This is a genomic window from Frankia sp. CeCAU1 (assembly GCF_977971845.1).
The window spans coordinates 1-19,336 of sequence record NZ_CDWWXA010000024.1 but is presented as its reverse complement, the minus strand read 5'-3'; the positions used below and the strand labels follow the sequence as shown (position 1 = coordinate 19,336).

Below are 19,336 nucleotides of genomic sequence, written 5' to 3'. Positions count from 1 at the left end.
ACTCAGAATCAGAACATTCAGAACAGAAAGTAGCGTTGGGTCATCGGAAGTTCGCTCACCGGATCCGCCTCGATCGCCTCACCGTCCACCGTGACGGTGAACGTGTCGGGGTCCACCCGGATGTCCGGTGTCGCGGTGTTCTCGGGAAGATCCGCCTTGCCGCGGCGGCGCACATCCGCGACCGGCACCACCGGGGTGGCGAGCCCCAGCCGTCCGGGCAGCCCGTCCTCGATCGCCGCCGGGGCAACGAAGATCAACGACGACGCGGCGGCCGGACCACGGGCGGCTCCCCACATCGGCCGGGGCAGCACCGGCTGCGGGGTCGGGATGGAGGCGTTCGCATCGCCCATCGCGGCCCAGGCGATGAACCCGCCCTTGAGGACCAGCGACGGCCGCACCCCGAAGAACGCCGGGTCATACAGCACCAGGTCGGCGAGCTTGCCGGGTTCCACCGAGCCGATCTCCGCGTCCAGGCCGTGCGCCACCGCCGGGCAGATCGTGTACTTGGCGATGTAGCGCCGGGCCCGGGTGTTGTCGGCCCGATCGTCGCCGGCCAGGGACCCGCGCCGGAGCTTCATCACATGCGCGGTCTGCCAGGTACGCAGGACGACCTCGCCGATCCGGCCCATCGCCTGCGAGTCCGAACCGATCATCGAGATCGCGCCCAGGTCGTGCAGGATGTCCTCGGCTGCGATCGTCGACGGCCGGATCCGGCTCTCGGCGAAGGCCAGGTCCTCGGGCACGCTGGGGTTGAGATGGTGACAGACCATCAGCATGTCGAGGTGCTCGTCGAGGGTGTTGACGGTGTGCGGGCGGGTCGGATTCGTCGATGACGGCAGCACGTTGCCGGCGGCCGCGACCGTGATGATGTCCGGGGCATGCCCGCCGCCGGCCCCCTCGGTGTGGTAGGCATGGATCGCCCGGCCGGCGATGGCGGCCAGCGTGTCCTCGACGAAGCCGGCCTCGTTCAGGGTGTCGGAGTGCAGCGCAACCTGGACGCCGGCGGCGTCGGCGACCCGCAGGCAGGCGTCGATTGCGGCCGGCGTCGTCCCCCAGTCCTCGTGCAGCTTGAAGCCGGCCGCCCCGGCTCGCAGCTGTTCCCACATCGACTCGTCGCTGACCGTGTTGCCCTTGCCGAGCAGGACAACGTTGACCGGCCAGTCGTCCAGCGCGGACAGCATCCGCGCCAGGTTCCAGGATCCGGGCGTCACCGTCGTCGCCTTCGTGCCCTCGGCCGGGCCGGTGCCGCCGCCGATCAGCGTGGTGATGCCGGCGCCCAGCGCCTCCGGAACCTGCTGCGGGCAGATCAGATGGACGTGGCAGTCCACCGCGCCGGCGGTGAGGATCTTCCCGTTACCGGCGATGATCTCGGTGCCGGGCCCCATCACCAGCTCGGGATGGACGCCGTCCATTGTGTCCGGGTTGCCGGCCTTACCCAGCGCGACGATCCGGCCGTCGCGGATCCCCACGTCGGCCTTGACCACACCCCAGTGGTCGAGAACGACGGCGCCGGTGATGACGAGGTCGGGCGCACCCTCGGCGCGGGTTGCCAGGGACTGCCCCATCGACTCACGGATGACCTTGCCGCCCCCGAAGACGGCCTCGTCACCGGTCCCGGTGCCCGCCGGCCCGCGGCTGCGGTCCTCCGTCACCTCGATGAACAGGTCGGTGTCCGCGAGCCGGATACGGTCGCCGACCGTGGGGCCGTACAGGGCCGCGTAGCGGGAGCGGTCGAGTCGGCTCACGAACCCTCTCCCTGAAAGCCCGATATATCCTCAATCGTCGCGGTGTCCGCAATCCGGGTGCCGCTCGCGGCGTCCAACGGGCCGGCCGATTCCGGTCGCAGGCCCGGCACGACCCGGGCGCCGGCCAGCGGCACCAGTTCGATCTCGCGTTCCACGCCGGGTTCGAAGCGGACCGCGGTGCCGGCGGGCACCGCGAGCCGGTGGCCCCAGGCACTCGCCCGGTCGAAGTCGAGAGCGGGGTTCGCCGCGGCGAAGTGGTAGTGCGAGCCGACCTGCACCGGCCGGTCGCCCATGTTACGGACCAGCACCGTGCGTACCGGGCGTCCGGCGTTGATCTCGACGGGATCGTCGCCGGTCAGGATCTCCCCGGGGATCACGGGATCGGCCGGTGGACGGTGACCAGCTTGGTGCCGTCCGGGAAGGTGGCTTCGACCTGCACCTCGCCGAGCATCTCCGGCACGCCCTCCATGACGTCGTCCCGGGTGAGCACGGTTCGCCCGGCGCTCATCAGGTCCGCGACGCCGCGACCGTCCCGCGCGCCCTCCAGCAGGAACGAGGTGATGATCGCGGTCGCTTCGGGATGGTTCAGCCGCAGCCCACGGGCTCGCCGTTCACGGGCGAGCCCGGCCGCCACATGGATCAGCAGTCGTTCCTGTTCATGGGGGCTCAGCAGCACGAATGCGAAGCCTAGCAGGTCGGGGAATGCCGCCGGCCTGGTTCGGTTCGGCGCGGTCCACGACACGCCGGCGAAGCTCCGGCCCAGATGCTCGTCGGACATATCGGGGCGCAATGTGACGGTCAGGTGAACGGCGACGCTCTCGTAGCTCAAGAAAAGTTTCGTCCAGGTTTCTGTCCCGACATTGCCGGGGACGCCGCGGGAGTGTGGTTCCGTCAACAGTAAGAATGGAGTTACTGGTAATTCACCCGGGCGCGATGGGGCCGATACGCATCCTTTCTAGCGTCCGGGGAACCGCTCGGGCCGGTCGGACCGGCCGGCAGGTGGGGGTACGCCCGGAATGAGGCTGACAGGGGTTCGGTTGCTCACACTGGTCTTCGGGCGGGGCCGCGCCGCGGTCGGCATGATCGCCGGGATCGTCGTGTTCTTCCCGCCTCTGGTCAACAGGGTGTTCCACCCGCGTTACCGGCTGGCTCCGGCGCGTGGTGGGTAATGGCACGTGGTGGGTAATGGCACGTGGCAAACAACAATCACACCATCGCCGCCCTCCCGGCGGGTGGTGCCGGTCCGCCGGCTCCGGGGACACCCGGCTTGTCTCAGCGTAAAGGAAGTAATGGGGGTGATTTCGCCGTTGGTCATACGTGATCCCGTTCCGGGCGTGCCGCCATCGGATGCAGACTCGGTGCTGACCGGCAGACGAGAGGCCGCCATGAACGCCGAACGCTCCAGCCGGGGACCCCGACTGATGACGGTGCCCGGCGGGGCGTCCCAGCCGACCGTCTCCTCTGCCACGCCCCACCGATCGGCGGCGTCGCCCCACCGATCGGCGGCGTCGCCCCACCGATCGGCGGCGTCGCCCCACCGATCGGCGGCGTCGGCCCGCACCGCGGCGTCGGGCACGACCTCCTCCACCACCGCTCCCGCGGTCGACCCGCGTGATCCGGCGGCGGCTACTGGTCCGACCGGGCAGGTACCCGTGGTCGGCGCGGACCTGCTGCGTCCGTCAGAGGCACAGCTCGCTCGACTGCGTCGGGTGGCCGCGGGTGAGGAGGAAGCCGACCTCGTCGTACGCGGTGGGCTTGTCGTCGCCGTCCACAGCGGTGCCGTGGCCGCGCGGGACATCCTGATCGTGGGGTGCTACATCGCCGCGGTCACGAAGCCGGGAACGTTGGCGGGTCGGCGCTCGCTCGACGCCGCCGGGAGATTCGTCCTGCCGGCCTATGTCGACGCCGGCCTGCGCGTCGAGGAGACGCTGCTCACTCCGGGGGAACTGGCTCGCCTGATCGTCCCGCGGGGAACCGTCACCCTGGTGACCGACCCGGCCGTCCTGGTCGCGTTGGGCGGTCTGCGCGGTGTGGATCTGGTGACGGGATCCTCGACCCCGTTGCGGGTGCTGGTCCGAGCGGGGCAGGTGCCCGGGAGGCAGGTCCCCGGGACCGGGGCGCCCGCAGCCCCGGTCGTCGAGGTGCCTCCGATACCGCCCGCCTCCGCGCTGACCGCGTTGTCCTCGGTAGGGGCGGCGCCCGTCAAGTCGTCCGCCACGGAGGCCGGCGGTCTGCTGTGGGCGGCAGGCAGCGGGGCCGCGCCGGTCCGGGGCAGGGCCAGATCGGTCGCGGAGCTTGCCACGGTCGGGCATCTCGATCACGACGTGCGACTCGCGGTCGGTCGGGGGATGGGCCAGATCGACGCCATCCGGCGGTTCTCCCTGCTCCCCGCCCGCAGGCACGATCTGGAACCCACCCTGGGGTCAATCGCGCCCACCCGCTTCGCTGATCTCCAGGTCGTCTCCTCCCTGGCCGGAACCGCGCCGCCCGATGTGGTGGTGGCGGGTGGCCGGATCGCCGCGGAATGCGGCCGACCCCTGTTCGACAACCTCGACATCTCGCCCGCCTGGGCCACCAGCCGGACACGACTCCCGGCGAACCTGCACGCCGGCTCCTTCGCATCACTCGGCCTGCGACGGTCCCACCGGCAGGATGCCAGTGTGGTCGTGGTGAGCGTCGATCCCCCCCCGCGACCCGGGGACGGCGCCGCCCGTCGGTGGACCAGCGCGGGCGTTGCGGATGACCGGGACGGGCCAGGTCTCCGGCCTCTCCCACCCGCGTGGACTCCGTACCGTGCGGGTGGAACCCACCCTGCGGGACGGCTGGGCGGTAGCCGATCCGTCTCGGGACCTTCTCAAGATTGCAATTTTCGGTCGGGACGGCTCCTCGGACGAGATCGACATCGGGCTGCTCCGCGGGTGCGGGCTGACCCGGGGCGCGCTCGCGGTCACGACGGCGGAGCCGCCGGGGCATCTGATCGTCGTCGGGGCGCGGGACGACGACATGGTGACCGCCGCTCGGGCCCTCGAGGGCATGGGCGGGGGCTACGTGGTGGTCGACCAGGGCTGGGTGCGGGCGGCGTGCGCGCTGCCCCTGCTCGGGGTGATGAGTGACGCACCCTGGGAGGCGGTGCTGGGAGAGCTGGCCGCGGTGGACACGGCCGCAGCCGATCTCGGCTGCCGGCTGCCGTTCCCGCTGCGCACGCTGGCCGGATGGGGCTGCGCCCTCTACACCCGGCCCTGACCTCTACACCCGGCCCTGACCTCCGCACCCGGCCCTGACCGGGTGGCAGCGCGGCGGGGATCGGCCCCCGACACCCGGCGGTAGCGGCCAGCCGCCGGCGTCCGCTACCGCCGCGGTAGCGGCCAGCCGCTCGGCGTCGCCGCCGAGATCGTCACGCAGGACTCGGGTGTAGATGCGGGTCGTCCGGTCGTCCTCCGGCTGGAGACAGAAGAGGATCGTGTTGGTGAAGCCCGCATCGGGATACTCCAGCCGCAACCGCAGCATGAACGGCGGCCGGAAGACGCAGGTCGACCGGCGTGACATGTCCACCTCAAACCTGTCGCATCCCTCTCCGCAGTTCGCGCCAGCATCGGTAAGGTAACACTGGGTGACGCCGGGGCGTTGGTCTGGGTCGGTGCGGGTGGAAGCTGGCGATAACACGGGTGAGATAGCGCAGGTGAGGTGATGAACGCTGCCGCCAAGAAAGATCAGAACTATGTCACTGAGCGTCTGTCTTGATGAACATCCACGTAACCTTCCGCCGTTATGGTCGGTTCTTATGCAGCGTTCGTCCGCCTGCCTGACCCCCGGATCGCCTGCCGGCTTCCCGCGTCATCCCCTCCCGCGCTTCCTTCCACTGGTCGGACCATTGGTCGGATCGGGCGGGGGAGGCCGCTGTGACGACTAGCGGTGCGACGGCCGTCATCTTCCGTCCACGCACGGTAGGGGAGGCAGTGGAGATGCTGGCGACCGCCCATGACGCTGGCAGGGCGGTCGATCTGCTGGGCGGCGGCACCGATCTCGTCCCCGCCCTCCGGTCCGGCGAGCGTCGGCCGGGGGCGGTAGTCGCCCTGCGCCGGGTCCTGGAACTGCGGGTCCGCGGCGCCGGGGCGGATTCGCTCACCGTCGGTGCGGGCGTGACTTACACCGACCTCGCGGGCTGGTCACTGTCGCCCGGCCTCGCTCTCGCCGCCCGGGTGGTCGGTTCCGCGCAGATCCGCAACCTCGGCACGGTCGGTGGCGCGCTGGGCTCGGCACGTCCCACCGGTGACCTGCTCACCTTCCTCACCGCCGCGGACGCCGAGATCCTCGTGGCCTCGCCGCGCGGACCTGGCCGGATGACGCTGCCCGCGTTCCTCGCCGACGGGCTCGCCCCCGACGCCCTGGTCACCGCGGTAAGGCTGCCGCGGCCGGCCGGACCGCAGAGCTATCTCAAGATTGGGGGCAGGCAGGCCGCCTACCAGGCGTTGGTGTCGTGCGCCGTCCTCGTCGACCGGATGCGCCATCGACTGGCCTGCGCGATCGGGGGGGTGGGTCGGCTGCCGATCCGGATGACCGTCGCCGAGCGGTTCGCACACGACGCGGTGGACTGGTCCGCAGGGGCCGCGTCCTCGTCGGCGGCCCGCCGGTTCGGTGAGCTGGTAGGCGAGGCGGTCTCGCGGGTCGGGCCGGAGCTCGCGGCGGGTCCGCGGGTCTCCGCCGACTACCGCCGGCATGCTGCCGGCGTGCTGGCCGCCCGGGCGTTCACCCGATGCCTGGATGCCGCGGGGGCGCCGGTGGACCCCCGAGTCGAGCGGGACGTCCGGCCATGACCGCCCGTTTCGCGGGGGAAGTCCCGGCCGGACCGCCGGCCGGGTCGTCCTGGCCGGACGACGGCGTCGTCGCGCCATATCACCTCCATGTCGACGGCTTCCTGCACACGGTGGCCGGCGCCTGGATCGGGGACTCCCTGCTCACCGTCCTGCGGGACGTCATCGGGGTGACCTCGGTGAAGGACGCGTGTGAGCAGGGGCGCTGCGGTGCCTGCTCCGTTCTCCTGGACGGCCGGTTGGTGGCGTCCTGCACGGTGCTCGCCGCGGACGCCGACGACGCCCAGGTGAGCACCGTTGCCGGTCTGAGGACGGCGGGACCCGCCAGGGCCGTGCGGGCGGCGTTCCTCGAGGAGGGTGCCGTGCAGTGCGGCTTCTGCACCCCCGGGTTCGTGGTCGCGGTGACGGACCTGCTCACCCGGCGGCCGGATGCGGACGAGGAGGAGATCAGGGAATCGCTGGCCGGCAACATCTGCCGGTGCACGGGTTACGGCCGGATACTCGCTGCCATCAGAACAGTGCAGGCTGAGCGGGGCACCCTACTTTCGGGGGATGCACCTGCTCCGCCCCGCCGGGGGGTGGGCCGATGAGTCCGGGGATCGGTCGTCCGGTGCGTCGTCCGGATGGGCCGGACAAGGTGACCGGTAGCTTCTCCTACGTTGGTGATCTGCGTGTTCCGGGGATGGTGCACGCCCGCACCCTACGATCGCCCCATGCCCGGGCGCGGATCCGGCGCGTCTACGTCGACGCCGCGCGCCGGCTGCCCGGCGTCGTGGGGATGGTGACCGCCGCCGACGTCCCGGGCACGGCCACCTACGGGCTGATCGTCGCCGACCAACCGGTGTTCGCCGCGACCGAGGTTCGGTACGCAGGGGAGCCGGTTGCCGCCGTGGCCGCGGTTGACGTCCGGACCGCGCGCCGGGCGCTCGCCGCGATCGAGGTGGACTACGAGCCGCTGGCACCTTCGACCGACCCCGACCGGGTATGGCAGCCGGATGCCGAGCCGCTGCATCCGGCGGGCAACCTGTACCGTGAGATCGAGCTGCGCCACGGCGATCCCGACGCGCTCGGCCCGGTGGTGGTCGAGGACCAGTACCTCGTCGGGATGCAGGACCAGGCGTTTCTCGCTCCCGAGGCGGCCCTGGCGATGCCGGCCGCCGATGGTGGGGTGGACCTGCGGGTGGCGACCCAGTGGCTGCATTCGGACCGGGAGCAGATCGCGGCCTGCCTCGGTCTCCCGGAGGAGCTCGTCCGTCTCACCCTGGCCGGTGTGGGGGGTGCCTTCGGCGGCCGGGAGGACGTCACTCTTCAGATCCACGGCGCCCTGCTCGCCCGGGCTACGGGGCTTCCGGTGCGGATCGCCTATGACCGGGTCGAGTCCTTCCTGGGCCATCCGCACCGGCATCCGGCCCGGATGTGGTTCCAGCACAGCGCCACTGCCGACGGGAACCTGGTCAGCGTGCGGGCACGGCTGGTGCTGGATGGCGGTGCCTACGCGTCGTCCTCGCCGGCGGTGCTGGCGAACGCGGTCACCCATGCCGCGGGTCCGTACCGGGTCCCGAACGCCCACCTGCACGGAGTCGTCGTGCGGACCAACAACCCCCCGTGCGGCGCCATGCGGGGGTTCGGGGTGCCGCAGGTGACCATCGGTCACGAGGCCCAGATGGACAGGCTGGCCGACGCCCTCGGCATGGATCCGGTGGACCTGCGCGTCCGCAATGCCGTCCGACCGGGGGATGTGCTGCCCACCGGTCAGGTGATGGGCGCACCGCTGCCGGCGCGGGAGGTCATCGAGGCGGTGGCCTCGCGTCCGCTCCCGTCGGCGATGCCGGCGAACGTCGCGGTGACCGCGTTGCCCGGCGGCCGACCGGCCGCGGCCGAACCGAGCCGGGTCCGTCGGGGGGTCGGCTACGCCCTGGCCTACAAGAACCTGCTCTTCTCGGAGGGCATGGACGACTCCTCCGTTGCCCGCGCCCGCCTGGAGCTGGCTGAGGACGGAACGGTACGGGTCCGGCTGCACAGCGCGTGCGCCGAGGTGGGCCAGGGGTTCGTGACGATCGCGGGGCAGATCGCCCGCACCGAGCTCGGCGTCGAACAGGTCGTGTTGGCGCCCGCGGACACCGCGGTCGGCAGTGCCGGATCGACCAGCGCGTCCCGGCAGACCTGGATGAGCGGAGGCGCCGTGCGCGGAGCCTGCGCCGCGGTCGCCGATCGCCTGCTCGCCCGGGTCGCCCGGGTCGCGGGGCTGCCCGCGGAGGTCGTCGAGGCACCTCGACGGACGCTGACCGTCAACGCCGGGGAGATCGTCGGGGTGGAGGCCGGGTTGCGGGTTCCGCTCGCCGAGGCGCTGGCCGACGGGCCGATCGAAGCGGAGTACACCTTCCACCACCGGCGTACCTCCGCGCTGGATGCCGACGGACAGGGCGATCCGCACGTGGCCTTCGCCGCCGCGGCGCACCGCGCGGTCGTCGATGTCGATGTCGACCTCGGTCTCGTGCGGGTCGTGTCGATGGCGCTGGCCCAGGACTGCGGTACGGTGCTCAATCCCCTGGCGCTGCGTGGTCAGGTCGAGGGGGGCACTGCCCAGGGGCTGGGCCTCGCCGTCATGGAGGAGCTGGTCACGGTGGACGGGGTGGTGGTCAATCCCACGTTTCACGACTATCTGCTGCCGACCATCGCCGACGTCCCGGACCTCGATTTCGTCGCCGTCACCCATCCGCAGCCGGATGCGCCCTACGGGGTGAAGGGCGTGGGGGAGGCGCCTACCTGTACCGCGACCCCGGCGATCATCGCGGCGATCCGGGTCGCCGTCGGACGGGATCTGCGGCGCGTTCCGGTGCGACCCGAGGACCTCGTCACCATCTCTCCTACGGCCGCGCCTCCTACGGCCGCGCCTCCTACGGCCGCGCCTCCTACGGCCGCGCCTCCTACGGCCGCGCCTCCTACGGCCGCGCCTCCTACGGCCGCGCCTCCTACGGCCGCGCCTCCTACGGCCGCGCCTCCTACGGCCGCGCCTCCGACGGCCGCGCCTCCGACGGCCGCGCCTCCGACGACGCCGGGACAAGGTGTTCCGGCGGCATGAACGAGCCCACCGCGGACGTTCTGCCGGAGCGGCCACAGGTGCTACTCTCACGGCGAGTCGTGCTGCCCGGGGGCGAGCGTCCGGCAGCCGTGCACGTCGCGGACGGCCGGATCGCCGCGATCACCGCCGCGGACGAGATCCCTCCCGGGACCCTGGTCACGGACCTCGGCGAGCTGGCTCTGCTTCCCGGCGTGGTCGACTCCCACGTGCACATCAACGAACCGGGGCGGACCGAGTGGGAGGGGTTCGCGACCGCGACCCGGGCCGCCGCGGCCGGTGGTGTCACCACGATCATCGACATGCCGCTGAATTCCGTTCCGCCGACGACCTCGCTCGCCGCCCTGGCCGCCAAACGTGCGGTGGCGGCCGGCCAGGTCGCCGTCGACGTCGGCTTCTGGGGCGGCATCATCGGCGCCGATGCCCGCAACCTCGATGATCTGGCCGCCCTGCACGGCGCCGGGGTCTTCGGATTCAAGGCCTTCCTGGCCCCGTCGGGGGTCGAGGAGTTCCCGCACGTCTCGATGGACGTCCTCGGGGCCGCAGCCCGGCGCACCGCCCGGATGGGGGCCCTCACCGTCGTGCACGCCGAGGCGCCCTCTGTTCTCGCCGTGGCACCTCCCACCGTGGGGCGGGCCTTCGCCAGCTGGTTGGCGTCGCGCCCGCCGGCCGCGGAGACCGAGGCCGTGGCCGCGCTGGCGGCGCTGTCCGCCGCCACCGGTGCCCGCCTGCACGTGCTGCATCTCGCGGCGGCCGATGCCCTCGACGACGTGCTCGCGGCGCGGGACGCGGGGTTGCCGATGACGGTGGAGACGTGCCCGCACTACCTGACCTTCACGGCCGAGGAGGTCCCCGACGGAGCTACCGTCTTCAAGTGCGCACCTCCCATCCGGGACAGCAGGAATCTGGACCGGTTGTGGGACGGGGTGGCCCAGGGCCTGTTCGCCGGGATCGTCACTGATCATTCGCCGTCCACTCCCGCGTTGAAGCAGATCGACACCGGTGATTTCGCGGCGGCGTGGGGTGGCGTCGCGTCTGTCCAGATCGGGCTACCCGCGGTCTGGACTCAGGCCCGGGCGCGGGGGCACACCCTCACCGACGTCGTCGGTTGGATGTGCGCCGGACCGGCCGACCTGGTAGGACTGACCGGCAAGGGGCGCATCGCGATCGGCGCCGACGCCGATCTGGTGATCTTTGACGCGGATGCGTCGTTCCTGGTGGAGCCCTCGATGCTGCGCCACCGCCACCCGCTCACCCCCTATGCCGGACGCGTGTTGAACGGGGTGGTGCGGGCGACCTATCTGCGGGGGCGGCGAGCGGACGGGGATCGTCCTCCGCGGGGGCGGCTATTAGAGAGGTAGGCATCACCCGGCCGGGCCGCGGGACCGTCCGGCGTACCGGAGCCCTCCCCACGGATGTGATCCGATGCACCCACCGACGCGGACCACTCCCGAGGGAGCAGGCCCGAAGTACGCTTTGCGCCCCGCTAACACGTCGTCCTGGCCTGATCCGGTCCGCACGGTGGTGACGGGCCGTGCGGCCACCCGACGACACGTGAACAGTCCGGTTTCGTACGGCCGGTTGACCCCGTGAAAGGACCCGATGAGCGACGCGCCCGACCTGACGAATCTTGTCGATCTCGCGGCGGCCCGTTTCGGCGGTACGGTCGTGGCCGTCAACGACGAGTTCTTCGCGTTCGCCGAACGGATGCTGCTGCCCGAACCGCCGGTCGTGCGGCCGGGCGTGTTCACCGAACGGGGCCAGTGGACCGACGGTTGGGAGACCCGTCGGCGGCGGGATCTTCCCGGATCCGACTGGGCCATCATCCGGCTGGGCTCACCCGGCATCGCCCACGCGGTGACCGTGGACACCACCCACTTCACCGGCAACGCTCCCGGGGCCGTCGAGGTGCACGGCGCCACCCTGCCCGGGTATCCCTCCGCGGCGGAGGCCGCCGAGGAGTCCGTGGCCTGGGTCCCGCTGGTGCCGCGGACGCCGATCGTGCCGGACGCGGCCAACGTGTTGCCGGTGGCTGACCAGGGCCGGACCCGCATCACCCATCTGCGCCTGACCATCCACCCGGATGGCGGAGTCGCCCGGCTGCGGGTGCATGGCACGGTGGTGCCGGACCCCCGGATGTTCGACCGGGTGACCTCCGATCTCGCAGCCGCCTACCTGGGCGGTGTCGTGGTGGCCGCCAGCGACATGCACTACGGTGACCGCCATAACCTGAACGCCTCGGGTGAGGCCCGGGCGATGGGGGAGGGCTGGGAGACCCGCCGGCGCCGTGGGGACGGCCACGACTGGGCGGTGGTCCGGCTCGCGACGCAGGGCACGATCGTGCGGGCCGAGGTTGACACCCGGCACTTCCGCGGCAACGCGCCCCGGGCGGTGGCCCTCTGGGCGGCGGACAACCCCGACCTTCTCGACCCCGACGACGTCACCGCGATCACCGAGTGGTACCCGATGCTGCCGCGGATCCGGGTGCAGCCGAACACCCGTCACCTTTTCGATCTCGAGGTCCCGATCCAGGCCACCCACGTGCGGGTCGACGCGATACCCGACGGCGGGCTGGCGAGGCTGCGGCTCACCGGCGCTCCGACGCCCGTCGGGCGGGAGGCGCTCGCGATGCGCTGGTTCGACGCGTTGTCCCCGGACGCGGCTCGCGAGGAGCTGCTGGCCTGCTGCGAGTCCGAGGACTGGGCCGCGGCCGTGGCGGCCCGTCGGCCCTTCGGGACCCTCGCGGCCCTGCTGCCGGCAGCCGAGCAGGAATGGTGGAACCTGCCCGAATCGGCCTGGCTGGAGGCGTTCACCGCGCATCCCCGGATCGGGGAGCGCCCGGCCCACACGCCGGCCCCGCCCACCACGGCGAGGGCGACCGTGGTGTCCCTCGACGCCCCCCGACGGGAGCAGGCTGCGATGGACCAGGCGACGGCGGAAGTCAGGGCGGCCTTCGAGCAGGGGAACGCGGCCTACGAGGAGCGCTTCGGCTACATCTTCCTGGTCCGGGCGGCGGGCCGTGACGCGGAGGAGATGCTCGCCCTGCTGCGGGCACGGCTGGACAACGATCCCGCGGACGAGCTGCGCATCGCGGCCGGTCAGCAGGCCGAGATCACGGCCCTGCGCATCCGGCGCCTGATCACCGCTGCCTGATCATCGGCGCCTAGGTCGAACGACCGTGGCACAATACCGTTCATCTTTGCTGCCAGGCGGTGATGAGTTCGGCTGGGCCGTAGGATGCGGCGAGACCGGTGGCCGTAACTCCGCTGCGGCTGATGGCGACCAATGGCAGCGGAAGGTTCGTGAGCGCCGCCCGGTGTTTCTGCAGTGTCGCCAGGTCATGGTCATCGAACGGTGCGCGTTCCAGCCATGTGACGGAGCCGAGGAAGTACAGCTCCTTGGCGACCGGTTCCCGGTCGGCGCCGACGACGTCGATCTCGGCAGTGTTGGAGCGGTTCCAGTAGGCGCCGAGGCCGGGGCTGACGGCAGCACCGCGTCCGGGAGCAGGCGGGCGAGGGACTGACGCAGCGGCGGTTCTACCGCCCGGCCGCGCCAACTCGTCCATCCCGCCCTGATCCGACTGACGGTGAGGTCTCCCCGCAGGCGCTCGATCTCGGGCAGATGTGGGCCGACGAACCGCAGCCAGAACCTCAGATACGGATCGGTGACCCGGTACCGGCGCTCTTTCGACGGCCGTGTCGACAGGGGTAGCTCTCCCACCTCCGCCTGATTGGGCGGCCCCAGGACCAGCTCCTGCCCGCGCTGGTGAAACGGTCGGCCGTACGAACTCAAGGCCTCCATCATCGACAGGTCCGAACCGATCAGCACCAGCAGGACGGGCCGCCGGCTCAGTTCTCGGTCCCGGGCATGCCGCGGCACACCCTCGAACGCGTCGACCCGCTCCATCAGGTACGGAACCTCGTCGATCACGACCACACCGGGCCGGTCCGCCGGCAGGATCCCGGCCAGCTGGCGCAACGCCGCGCTCCAGTTCCCGGGAACTGCCTCGGCGAAGACCTCACGCTCCGGCAGCCCGGACATGGCAACAACGTCCCGCAACGCATTCAGCTCCACCTCGGCCGAGGCACCGGCAGCGGTGAAGAACACCGCGGGTACACCCGCCCGCTCCACGAACTCCTCGACGAGACTCGACTTACCGATCCGACGCCGCCCACGGACCAGAAGACAACGACCCGGTCGCGACGATCCGACATCCGATCCCACCAGCCGAAGCAACCCGTCCAGCGTGGCAAGTTCCCGCTCCCGCCCAACAAACTCGACCACGTCCACTCTCCCCGATACTGCCGGCACTGATACTGCCGGCAGCGATACCTACAGGGTTCCTGGGGTACCGGCGTATCCACCACGGTCGACCAGGAGCGGTGTGGTGCGATGGTCAGCCCGGGTGGTGGGATGGTCGAGGCCCGACCCGGGCCGCGGCGACGGAGGACGCGACCGAGGAGGCGTGGTGAGTCTGTCCACCCATGTCCTGGACACGGCCACGGGGCGGCCAGCCGCCGGGCTGCCGCTCCGGTTGGAACGGGCGGTGCGCACCCTTGACGGCACGACCACGGGCTGGATCGCGGTCACCGAGGCCGTCACCGACGACGACGGCCGGGTGGCGGATCTGCCGGCGACCATCCCAGGCCCCTGGCGGCTCGTCTTCGACACCGCGAGCCGCTCGGCGTTCTTTCCCGAGGTGACCATCGCGTTCGTGATCGAGGACCCGGCGGGTCATCATCATGTCCCGCTGCTGCTCGCTCCGTTCGGTTATTCGACCTATCGGGGGAGCTGACCCGCCCTGGATGGCGGGTGTCGTCAACCCGCGGCGACCGGTCTGCCGCCGAAGCGGTCGACCGTCACCCGGTCGAGACCAGCCGCGGCCAGGCTCGCGTCGTCCAGCAGGCCGGCGTCGAGCGCCCGCAGGACGTGCCCGGCGAGCGCGCGGCCGGTGGCCGGCTCGTCGGCGATCGCTCCCGGATGCCGGGCGGTGGCGTACGTGGTGGCGTACGCGGTGGCATAGGAGGAAAGCCGGCCCAGCGCCTCGTCGAGCCCGGCCAGCAGGCAGCCGGCCACCGCCGCGTGCCGGCTCACCAACTGACCCGGATGCAGATCCCAGCCCTGGTAGATGCCCCGGTACCAGGCGCGGCGCACCAGCTCGGCGTGCCGCCGCCACGCCCGGTGGACACCTCGGCCCGCCGTGTCCTCGACAGCTGCGGTGCCCTCCGTAGTTGCGGTGCCCTCCGTAGTTGCGGTGCCCTCCGTAGTTGCGGTGCCCTCCGTCGCGTCCGTCGCGTTCGTCGGGCTCTCGATCGGCAGCAGGTTCGAGGACCCGTCCGCGACCCGGATTCCGGTGCCGGCGGTGACGAGCTGCATCAGCGTGGTGGCGTACTCCACCGCCGGATGGTCGCTGGCCTGGTGCGCGGCGGTGATGCCGAGAGCCGCCGAGTAGTCGTAGGTGCCGACGTGCAGCCCGACGAGGCGTCCCGGGCCCAGCGCAAGACCGGTCTCGACCAGCGCGGGCAGGGCGAGAACCGCGGCCGGGGTCTCCACCTGCACCTCGAAGGGCACCGGGGCGATGCCGAGGCGTTGCTCCAGTTCGGCGAGCAGATCGGCGAAGACCGCGACCTGGGCGGCGGCGCTCACCTTGGGCAGGGTCAGCACCAACCCGGCGGGTGGGCCGTCGTCGCCGGCCAGCGCCGTGAGGAAGAGGTCCAGGCTGCGCAGTCCCCGGTCCCGGACAGCCGGGTCCAGCGACTTCATCCGCAGGCCGTAGGACGTGGGTAGGGCGTCCGCCGCTGCGGCGGCGCGCAGGGCGACGGCCGCCGCGACGGCGTCGGCGTCCTCGGTGTCGTCCATCCGGACGCCGTAGCCGTCCTCCAGGTCGATCCGCAGATCCTGCACCGGTTCAACGGTCAGCGCGTGCAGCACGTGTGCGTGGACCGGCTCGGCGATGACGGGGTCCGGCTCGCCCCCGGTGGCGGCGGCGAGCCTGGCCGGGTCGGTGCCGTGGGCGGCCAGGAGCTCCCGGGCTGCCTCCCCCCAGGCCAGCACGATGTCCGGGCGCATCCGGTCGGCGGGCAGGTAGCAGGTGTGCACCGGCTGGCGGGTTCCCGGATCACCGGGATGACGAGCGATGACCGCCGTATCGATCGGTGCGAGCGCGGCGGTCAGACGGGCGACGACATCGGTCGGCAACGTCGGCATGCCCCCAGTGTCGGCCTCACATACACCGTCGGATACTTCCCTCGGCGGGATGCCCCTGTCCGCTTCTACAGCTGCACGCCCACACGGACGGCGAAGGCGCGCAGTTCATCCGGCCCGCGGCCGCGCTGGTCCTGGACCAGTCGAGGCCGCCGCCGGTGCGATGCGCACCGATCGGGGGGGTCGATACGCGGCACCGGCGGCGGCTGCTGGGGGGTGGCGTCCCGGCGGGTGTCGCCGGAACGCCATCTCCTGGGCCGAACGGGTGACGTCGCCAACCGACCCGAACTGGCCCATTGCCTTGTATCAAACACCTCGCGGAGGTATCCCACCAGGGTCGGTCCCGTCGACGTTCACCGGGCTCCGGCTGCCCTGGCTCCCGTCGTACCCGCGGCCCGCCCGGCGCCGGGAGCGGTTCCGGCATCAGCGGTTCCGGCATCAGCGGTTCCGGCATCGTCAAAGGCTGCCTGCATGCCGGCGGCGAGCTCGCGGTGGCGGGCGAGCATCGCCGACAGGTCGGGATGCACCGGATGGCCGTCCAGGACGACCGCGCGGCCCGCGACCACCGTGTGGCGGGCCGCGACCGGGCCGCAGCGCAGCCACGCCTCGACGGGATCGGACAGCGCCCCGGCGAAGCCGACCCCGTCGAGGGGCCATGCCACCAGATCGCCCACCGCCCCGACGGACAGCTCGCCGATCTCCCCGGCTCGGCCGAGGCAGCCGGCCCCGCCCCGAGTGGCGATCTCCAGCGCGTCCCGGGCCGACATCGCCGCGGCGCCGTGCCGCAGCCGCCCGAGCAGCATCGCCGTGCGGGCCTCCAGCCACAGCGACGCCGAGTCCGCCGACGCCGAGCCGTCACAGCCCAGTCCCACCGGTACCCCCGCCGCACGCAGCTCCGCGACCGGGGCGAGCCCAGCCCCGAGGATCATGTTGCTGCTCGGGCAGTGCGCGACCCCGGTGCCCCAGGCGCCCAGTCGGGCCACCTCGGCGGGGTTCGGGCGGATGCAGTGCGCCACCCAGGCCCGGTCGCCGCCCCAGCCGACCTCGGCGAACTGGTCGATGGGACGCCGGCCGAACCGCGCGAGGCAGTACTCGTCCTCCTCGGGGTCCTCGGCGAGATGCGTGTGCAGCCGCACGTCGAGCGACTCGGCGAGCTCCGCCGTGGCCCGCATCAGCTCTGGGCTGACCGAGAACGGTGAGCAGGGCGCCAGGGCGATCCGCACCATGGCGCCCGGCGAGGGGTCGTGATGGCGGGCCACCAGCCGGGCCGACTCGGCGAGGATCTCGTCGTCGTCCTGCACCACCGAGTCGGGCGGCAGTCCGCCGTCCTTCACCGACAGCGACATCGATCCGCGGGTGGGATGGAAGCGCATGCCCAGCGCCGTCGCCGCGGCGATCTCGGCGGAGACGAGGTCCCCGCCCCCGCGCGGATGCACATACAGGTGGTCCGTGGTCGTCGTGCAACCGCCGAGGGCGAGCTCGGTGAGCCCGACGTAGGCGGAGACGTGCACGGCCTCCTCGTCCAGCCGGGACCACAGCGGGTACAGGGTCGACAGCCAGGTGAACAGCGTACCGTTCAGGGCCGGAGCGAACGCGCGGGTGAGGTTCTGGTACATGTGGTGATGCGTGTTCACCAGGCCGGGAGTGATCAGGCAGCCGTCCGCCCGCAACGTGCGCACGGCGGGAGGCGGTGGCTCGTCGGGACCGCCGAGGGCGCTGACCAGGCCGTTCGTCACTGCGATCCACCCGCCGCGGATCTCCCGGCGGTCGGCGTCCACCGTCGCGACCAGTTCGGCGCCGACGACGACCAGGCCGGCGGGAACGGGAACGGCGACGGGACGGGAGACGGCGGGCGTGGGCATGGCGGGCGTCAGCGTGGGGGCCTTCTGCGGATCGGCCATGGACGCTGATTCTGCGGCCGGCACGTTACGGTCGGGTGAAGCGTCCGTGCCCGGGAGGTCGTGGCGTGCCAGGTGACGTGAGCAGGTGTGCGGGGTCGGCTGGCGGGCCGGCCGGCGTGACGGTCGTGGCCGCCCCACCAGTCATCATGATCGACGATTCGGGTGATCCCCGGGTCGACGACTACATCTCGTTGACCGACGTCGCGCTGCGCCGTCGGCGGGAGCCGGCCGACGGGCTGTTCATCGCCGAGGGCGAACGGGTGATCACCAGGGCGCTGCGGGCTGGCTACCGGCCGCGCTCGGTCCTGGTCTCGCCGGCGCGCCTGGCGGCTGTGCCCGCGGACCTCGGCGTTGACGTCCCGGTGTACGTCGCGGGACCCGACGTGCTCGCGGCGATCACCGGCTTCGAGGTGCATCGGGGGGCGCTTGCGGCGATGGGCCGCCAGCCGCCCCGCGCCGCCGCCGACCTCCTGGTCGATGCCCGGCGGGTACTGGTGTGTGAGGACATCGTGAGCCACACCAACCTGGGGGCGATTTTCCGTTCGGCTGCGGGACTCGGGATGGACGCGGTGCTCCTGAGCCCGCGCTGCGCCGATCCGCTCTACCGGCGTTCCGTGCGGGTGTCGATGGGGGAGGTGTTCGCCGTCCCCTATGCCCGGCTCGAACCCTGGCCGGAGGCCCTCGGTCTGCTGCGGGATGCCGGGTTCACGCTGCTGGCGCTGACTCCGGCGGCGGACGCCGAGGATCTTGGCTCCTTCGCGGCCGGACTCACCCCCCGCGCCGCGCCCGCGCTTGCACCTGCGCCCGCACCTGCGCCCGCACCTGCGCCGGTGACGGCGGCGGCCCGGGTCGCGCTGCTGCTGGGCACGGAGGGCGCCGGGCTGTCGGCGGCGGCGGCTGCTGCTGCTGCGGCCCGGGTCCGGATTCCGATGGCGCACGGGGTCGACTCGCTGAACGTCGCGGCGACCGCCGCCATCGCCTGCTACCTGCTGGGCCGCCGTTGAGCCGCCGGGTTCAGGATGCGAGCCAGCGGCAGCCGGGCAACGGCAGGTTCCGCAGCACCCAGAAGGTGATGATCAGTATCGGAACGGCGGGAAGCAGGCGGGCCGGTACCCGGGGCAACGGGTGGCGCCAGCCGGCCGCCCGCGCCACCGCCACGATCCAGCCGAACACCAGCATCGGGGCGGCGATGACGAAGTAGACGTTGTAGTCGGCCGCGGCCGCGAGGTGTCCGTGCAGGAGTTGGTGCAGGCCGCGGAGGGTGCCGCAACCCGGGCAGTCCAGGGATGTGGCCCACCGGAACGGGCACATAGGGTAGTGGCCCGGCTGGGCGGGGTCGACGAGGTACACCCGGCCGCAGACGCCGACGGCGGCTACACCGAGCACGGCGAAACCCGCCAACCGGGCCCGCGGTGACCAGACCCGGCCCGCGCCGATGATCGTCCCCGGGGTCCCCGGGGTGCCCGGGGTGCCCGGGGTGCGCAGAGCCATGGCTGCGCCGGTCGGTTCCGACGCCGTGGGTGCCGGGTGGTCTGGGTGTGGTGCCGCGACCTCCACCGGAGAAGCGTAACCGGGGCGCGGACCAGTGGGTGGCGG

At 72.2% G+C, this 19,336-nt stretch carries 18 protein-coding genes and 1 pseudogene; 9 read left to right on the top strand and 10 right to left on the bottom strand.

The features are described from left to right. Nucleotides 1–17: 17 nt before the first annotated feature. From AC08OO_RS06975 to AC08OO_RS06965, 3 genes are read right to left on the bottom strand one after another with little or no spacing between them, the layout of a single operon-like run. Nucleotides 18–1,745 carry an urease subunit alpha gene (locus AC08OO_RS06975; RefSeq protein ID WP_011435285.1) on the bottom strand — a complete coding sequence of 576 codons (1,728 nt, stop codon included), beginning with the start codon at nucleotides 1,743–1,745 and terminating at the stop codon, nucleotides 18–20. Next, nucleotides 1,742–2,122 (bottom strand): urease subunit beta, encoded by a 381-nt coding sequence (locus tag AC08OO_RS06970; RefSeq protein WP_011435286.1) that lies wholly within the window; start codon nucleotides 2,120–2,122, stop codon nucleotides 1,742–1,744. The genes AC08OO_RS06975 and AC08OO_RS06970 overlap by 4 nt, the downstream gene beginning before the upstream one ends. Further along, nucleotides 2,119–2,421 carry an urease subunit gamma gene (locus AC08OO_RS06965; protein ID WP_035732629.1) on the bottom strand — a complete coding sequence of 101 codons (303 nt, stop codon included), beginning with the start codon at nucleotides 2,419–2,421 and terminating at the stop codon, nucleotides 2,119–2,121. The genes AC08OO_RS06970 and AC08OO_RS06965 overlap by 4 nt, the downstream gene beginning before the upstream one ends. A gap of 361 nt (nucleotides 2,422–2,782) precedes the next feature. Here AC08OO_RS06965 and AC08OO_RS06960 point away from each other — a divergent pair, with 361 nt between their 5' ends. Beyond that, nucleotides 2,783–2,914, top strand: a complete 132-nt coding sequence (locus AC08OO_RS06960; protein WP_476618334.1) for a hypothetical protein — start codon at nucleotides 2,783–2,785, stop codon at nucleotides 2,912–2,914. Between the two features lie 510 nt (nucleotides 2,915–3,424). Here AC08OO_RS06960 and AC08OO_RS06955 read toward each other — a convergent pair. After that, nucleotides 3,425–4,147 (bottom strand): hypothetical protein, encoded by a 723-nt coding sequence (locus tag AC08OO_RS06955; protein ID WP_476610037.1) that lies wholly within the window; start codon nucleotides 4,145–4,147, stop codon nucleotides 3,425–3,427. 337 nt (nucleotides 4,148–4,484) lie between these two features. Here AC08OO_RS06955 and AC08OO_RS06950 point away from each other — a divergent pair, with 337 nt between their 5' ends. After that, entirely contained in the window at nucleotides 4,485–4,988 is a 504-nt protein-coding gene (locus AC08OO_RS06950; protein ID WP_476610038.1) for an adenine deaminase C-terminal domain-containing protein, read from the top strand. A 3-nt stretch (nucleotides 4,989–4,991) separates the two neighbouring features. On the opposite strand, the gene AC08OO_RS06945 is transcribed toward AC08OO_RS06950, so the two are convergent. Next, nucleotides 4,992–5,291: a hypothetical protein gene (locus tag AC08OO_RS06945; protein WP_476610039.1), complete on the bottom strand. Its 300-nt coding sequence runs from the start codon at nucleotides 5,289–5,291 to the stop codon at nucleotides 4,992–4,994. A gap of 353 nt (nucleotides 5,292–5,644) precedes the next feature. On the opposite strand from AC08OO_RS06945, the gene AC08OO_RS06940 reads away from it, so the two are divergent. The 5 genes from AC08OO_RS06940 to AC08OO_RS06920 all read left to right on the top strand — a co-directional run bounded on the left by AC08OO_RS06940 (nucleotide 5,645) and on the right by AC08OO_RS06920 (nucleotide 12,788). Next, nucleotides 5,645–6,559, top strand: a complete 915-nt coding sequence (locus AC08OO_RS06940; RefSeq protein ID WP_476610040.1) for an FAD binding domain-containing protein — start codon at nucleotides 5,645–5,647, stop codon at nucleotides 6,557–6,559. Beyond that, on the top strand, nucleotides 6,556–7,146 hold the full coding sequence (locus AC08OO_RS06935) for a (2Fe-2S)-binding protein (protein ID WP_476610041.1): 591 nt from the start codon (nucleotides 6,556–6,558) through the stop codon (nucleotides 7,144–7,146). The genes AC08OO_RS06940 and AC08OO_RS06935 overlap by 4 nt, the downstream gene beginning before the upstream one ends. Then, a complete protein-coding gene (gene pucD, locus AC08OO_RS06930) occupies nucleotides 7,143–9,638 on the top strand; it encodes a xanthine dehydrogenase subunit D (RefSeq protein WP_476618333.1) in 2,496 nt (831 codons plus the stop codon). The genes AC08OO_RS06935 and pucD overlap by 4 nt, the downstream gene beginning before the upstream one ends. Continuing rightward, nucleotides 9,635–10,996 carry an allantoinase AllB gene (gene allB / locus AC08OO_RS06925; protein WP_476610043.1) on the top strand — a complete coding sequence of 454 codons (1,362 nt, stop codon included), beginning with the start codon at nucleotides 9,635–9,637 and terminating at the stop codon, nucleotides 10,994–10,996. The genes pucD and allB overlap by 4 nt, the downstream gene beginning before the upstream one ends. A gap of 241 nt (nucleotides 10,997–11,237) precedes the next feature. Then, entirely contained in the window at nucleotides 11,238–12,788 is a 1,551-nt protein-coding gene (locus AC08OO_RS06920; RefSeq protein WP_476610044.1) for an allantoicase, read from the top strand. Between the two features lie 40 nt (nucleotides 12,789–12,828). Here the strand turns inward: AC08OO_RS06920 and AC08OO_RS06915 are convergent, their stop codons facing one another. Continuing rightward, entirely contained in the window at nucleotides 12,829–13,200 is a 372-nt protein-coding gene (locus tag AC08OO_RS06915; RefSeq protein WP_476610045.1) for a hypothetical protein, read from the bottom strand. A gap of 260 nt (nucleotides 13,201–13,460) precedes the next feature. Further along, nucleotides 13,461–13,919: pseudogene (locus AC08OO_RS06910) on the bottom strand (AAA family ATPase); the annotation flags it as partial. A gap of 184 nt (nucleotides 13,920–14,103) precedes the next feature. On the opposite strand from AC08OO_RS06910, the gene uraH reads away from it, so the two are divergent. Further along, nucleotides 14,104–14,430, top strand: coding sequence for a hydroxyisourate hydrolase (uraH, locus tag AC08OO_RS06905; RefSeq protein WP_023841201.1), 327 nt, complete (start codon nucleotides 14,104–14,106; stop codon nucleotides 14,428–14,430). 23 nt (nucleotides 14,431–14,453) lie between these two features. Here uraH and AC08OO_RS06900 read toward each other — a convergent pair whose 3' ends face one another. Together AC08OO_RS06900 and AC08OO_RS06895 are read right to left on the bottom strand one after the other, a co-directional pair. Continuing rightward, nucleotides 14,454–15,842, bottom strand: a complete 1,389-nt coding sequence (locus tag AC08OO_RS06900) for a DUF6986 family protein (protein ID WP_476610046.1) — start codon at nucleotides 15,840–15,842, stop codon at nucleotides 14,454–14,456. Between the two features lie 350 nt (nucleotides 15,843–16,192). Further along, on the bottom strand, nucleotides 16,193–17,701 hold the full coding sequence (locus AC08OO_RS06895; protein ID WP_476610049.1) for an 8-oxoguanine deaminase: 1,509 nt from the start codon (nucleotides 17,699–17,701) through the stop codon (nucleotides 16,193–16,195). Nucleotides 17,702–17,886: 185 nt separating this feature from the next. On the opposite strand from AC08OO_RS06895, the gene AC08OO_RS06890 reads away from it, so the two are divergent. Beyond that, nucleotides 17,887–18,744 carry a TrmH family RNA methyltransferase gene (locus AC08OO_RS06890; RefSeq protein WP_476610050.1) on the top strand — a complete coding sequence of 286 codons (858 nt, stop codon included), beginning with the start codon at nucleotides 17,887–17,889 and terminating at the stop codon, nucleotides 18,742–18,744. A gap of 10 nt (nucleotides 18,745–18,754) precedes the next feature. On the opposite strand, the gene AC08OO_RS06885 is transcribed toward AC08OO_RS06890, so the two are convergent. Beyond that, complete coding sequence (locus AC08OO_RS06885) at nucleotides 18,755–19,231, bottom strand: DUF2752 domain-containing protein (protein WP_476618336.1); 477 nt, start codon at nucleotides 19,229–19,231, stop codon at nucleotides 18,755–18,757. Between the last annotated feature and the right edge of the window lie 105 nt (nucleotides 19,232–19,336).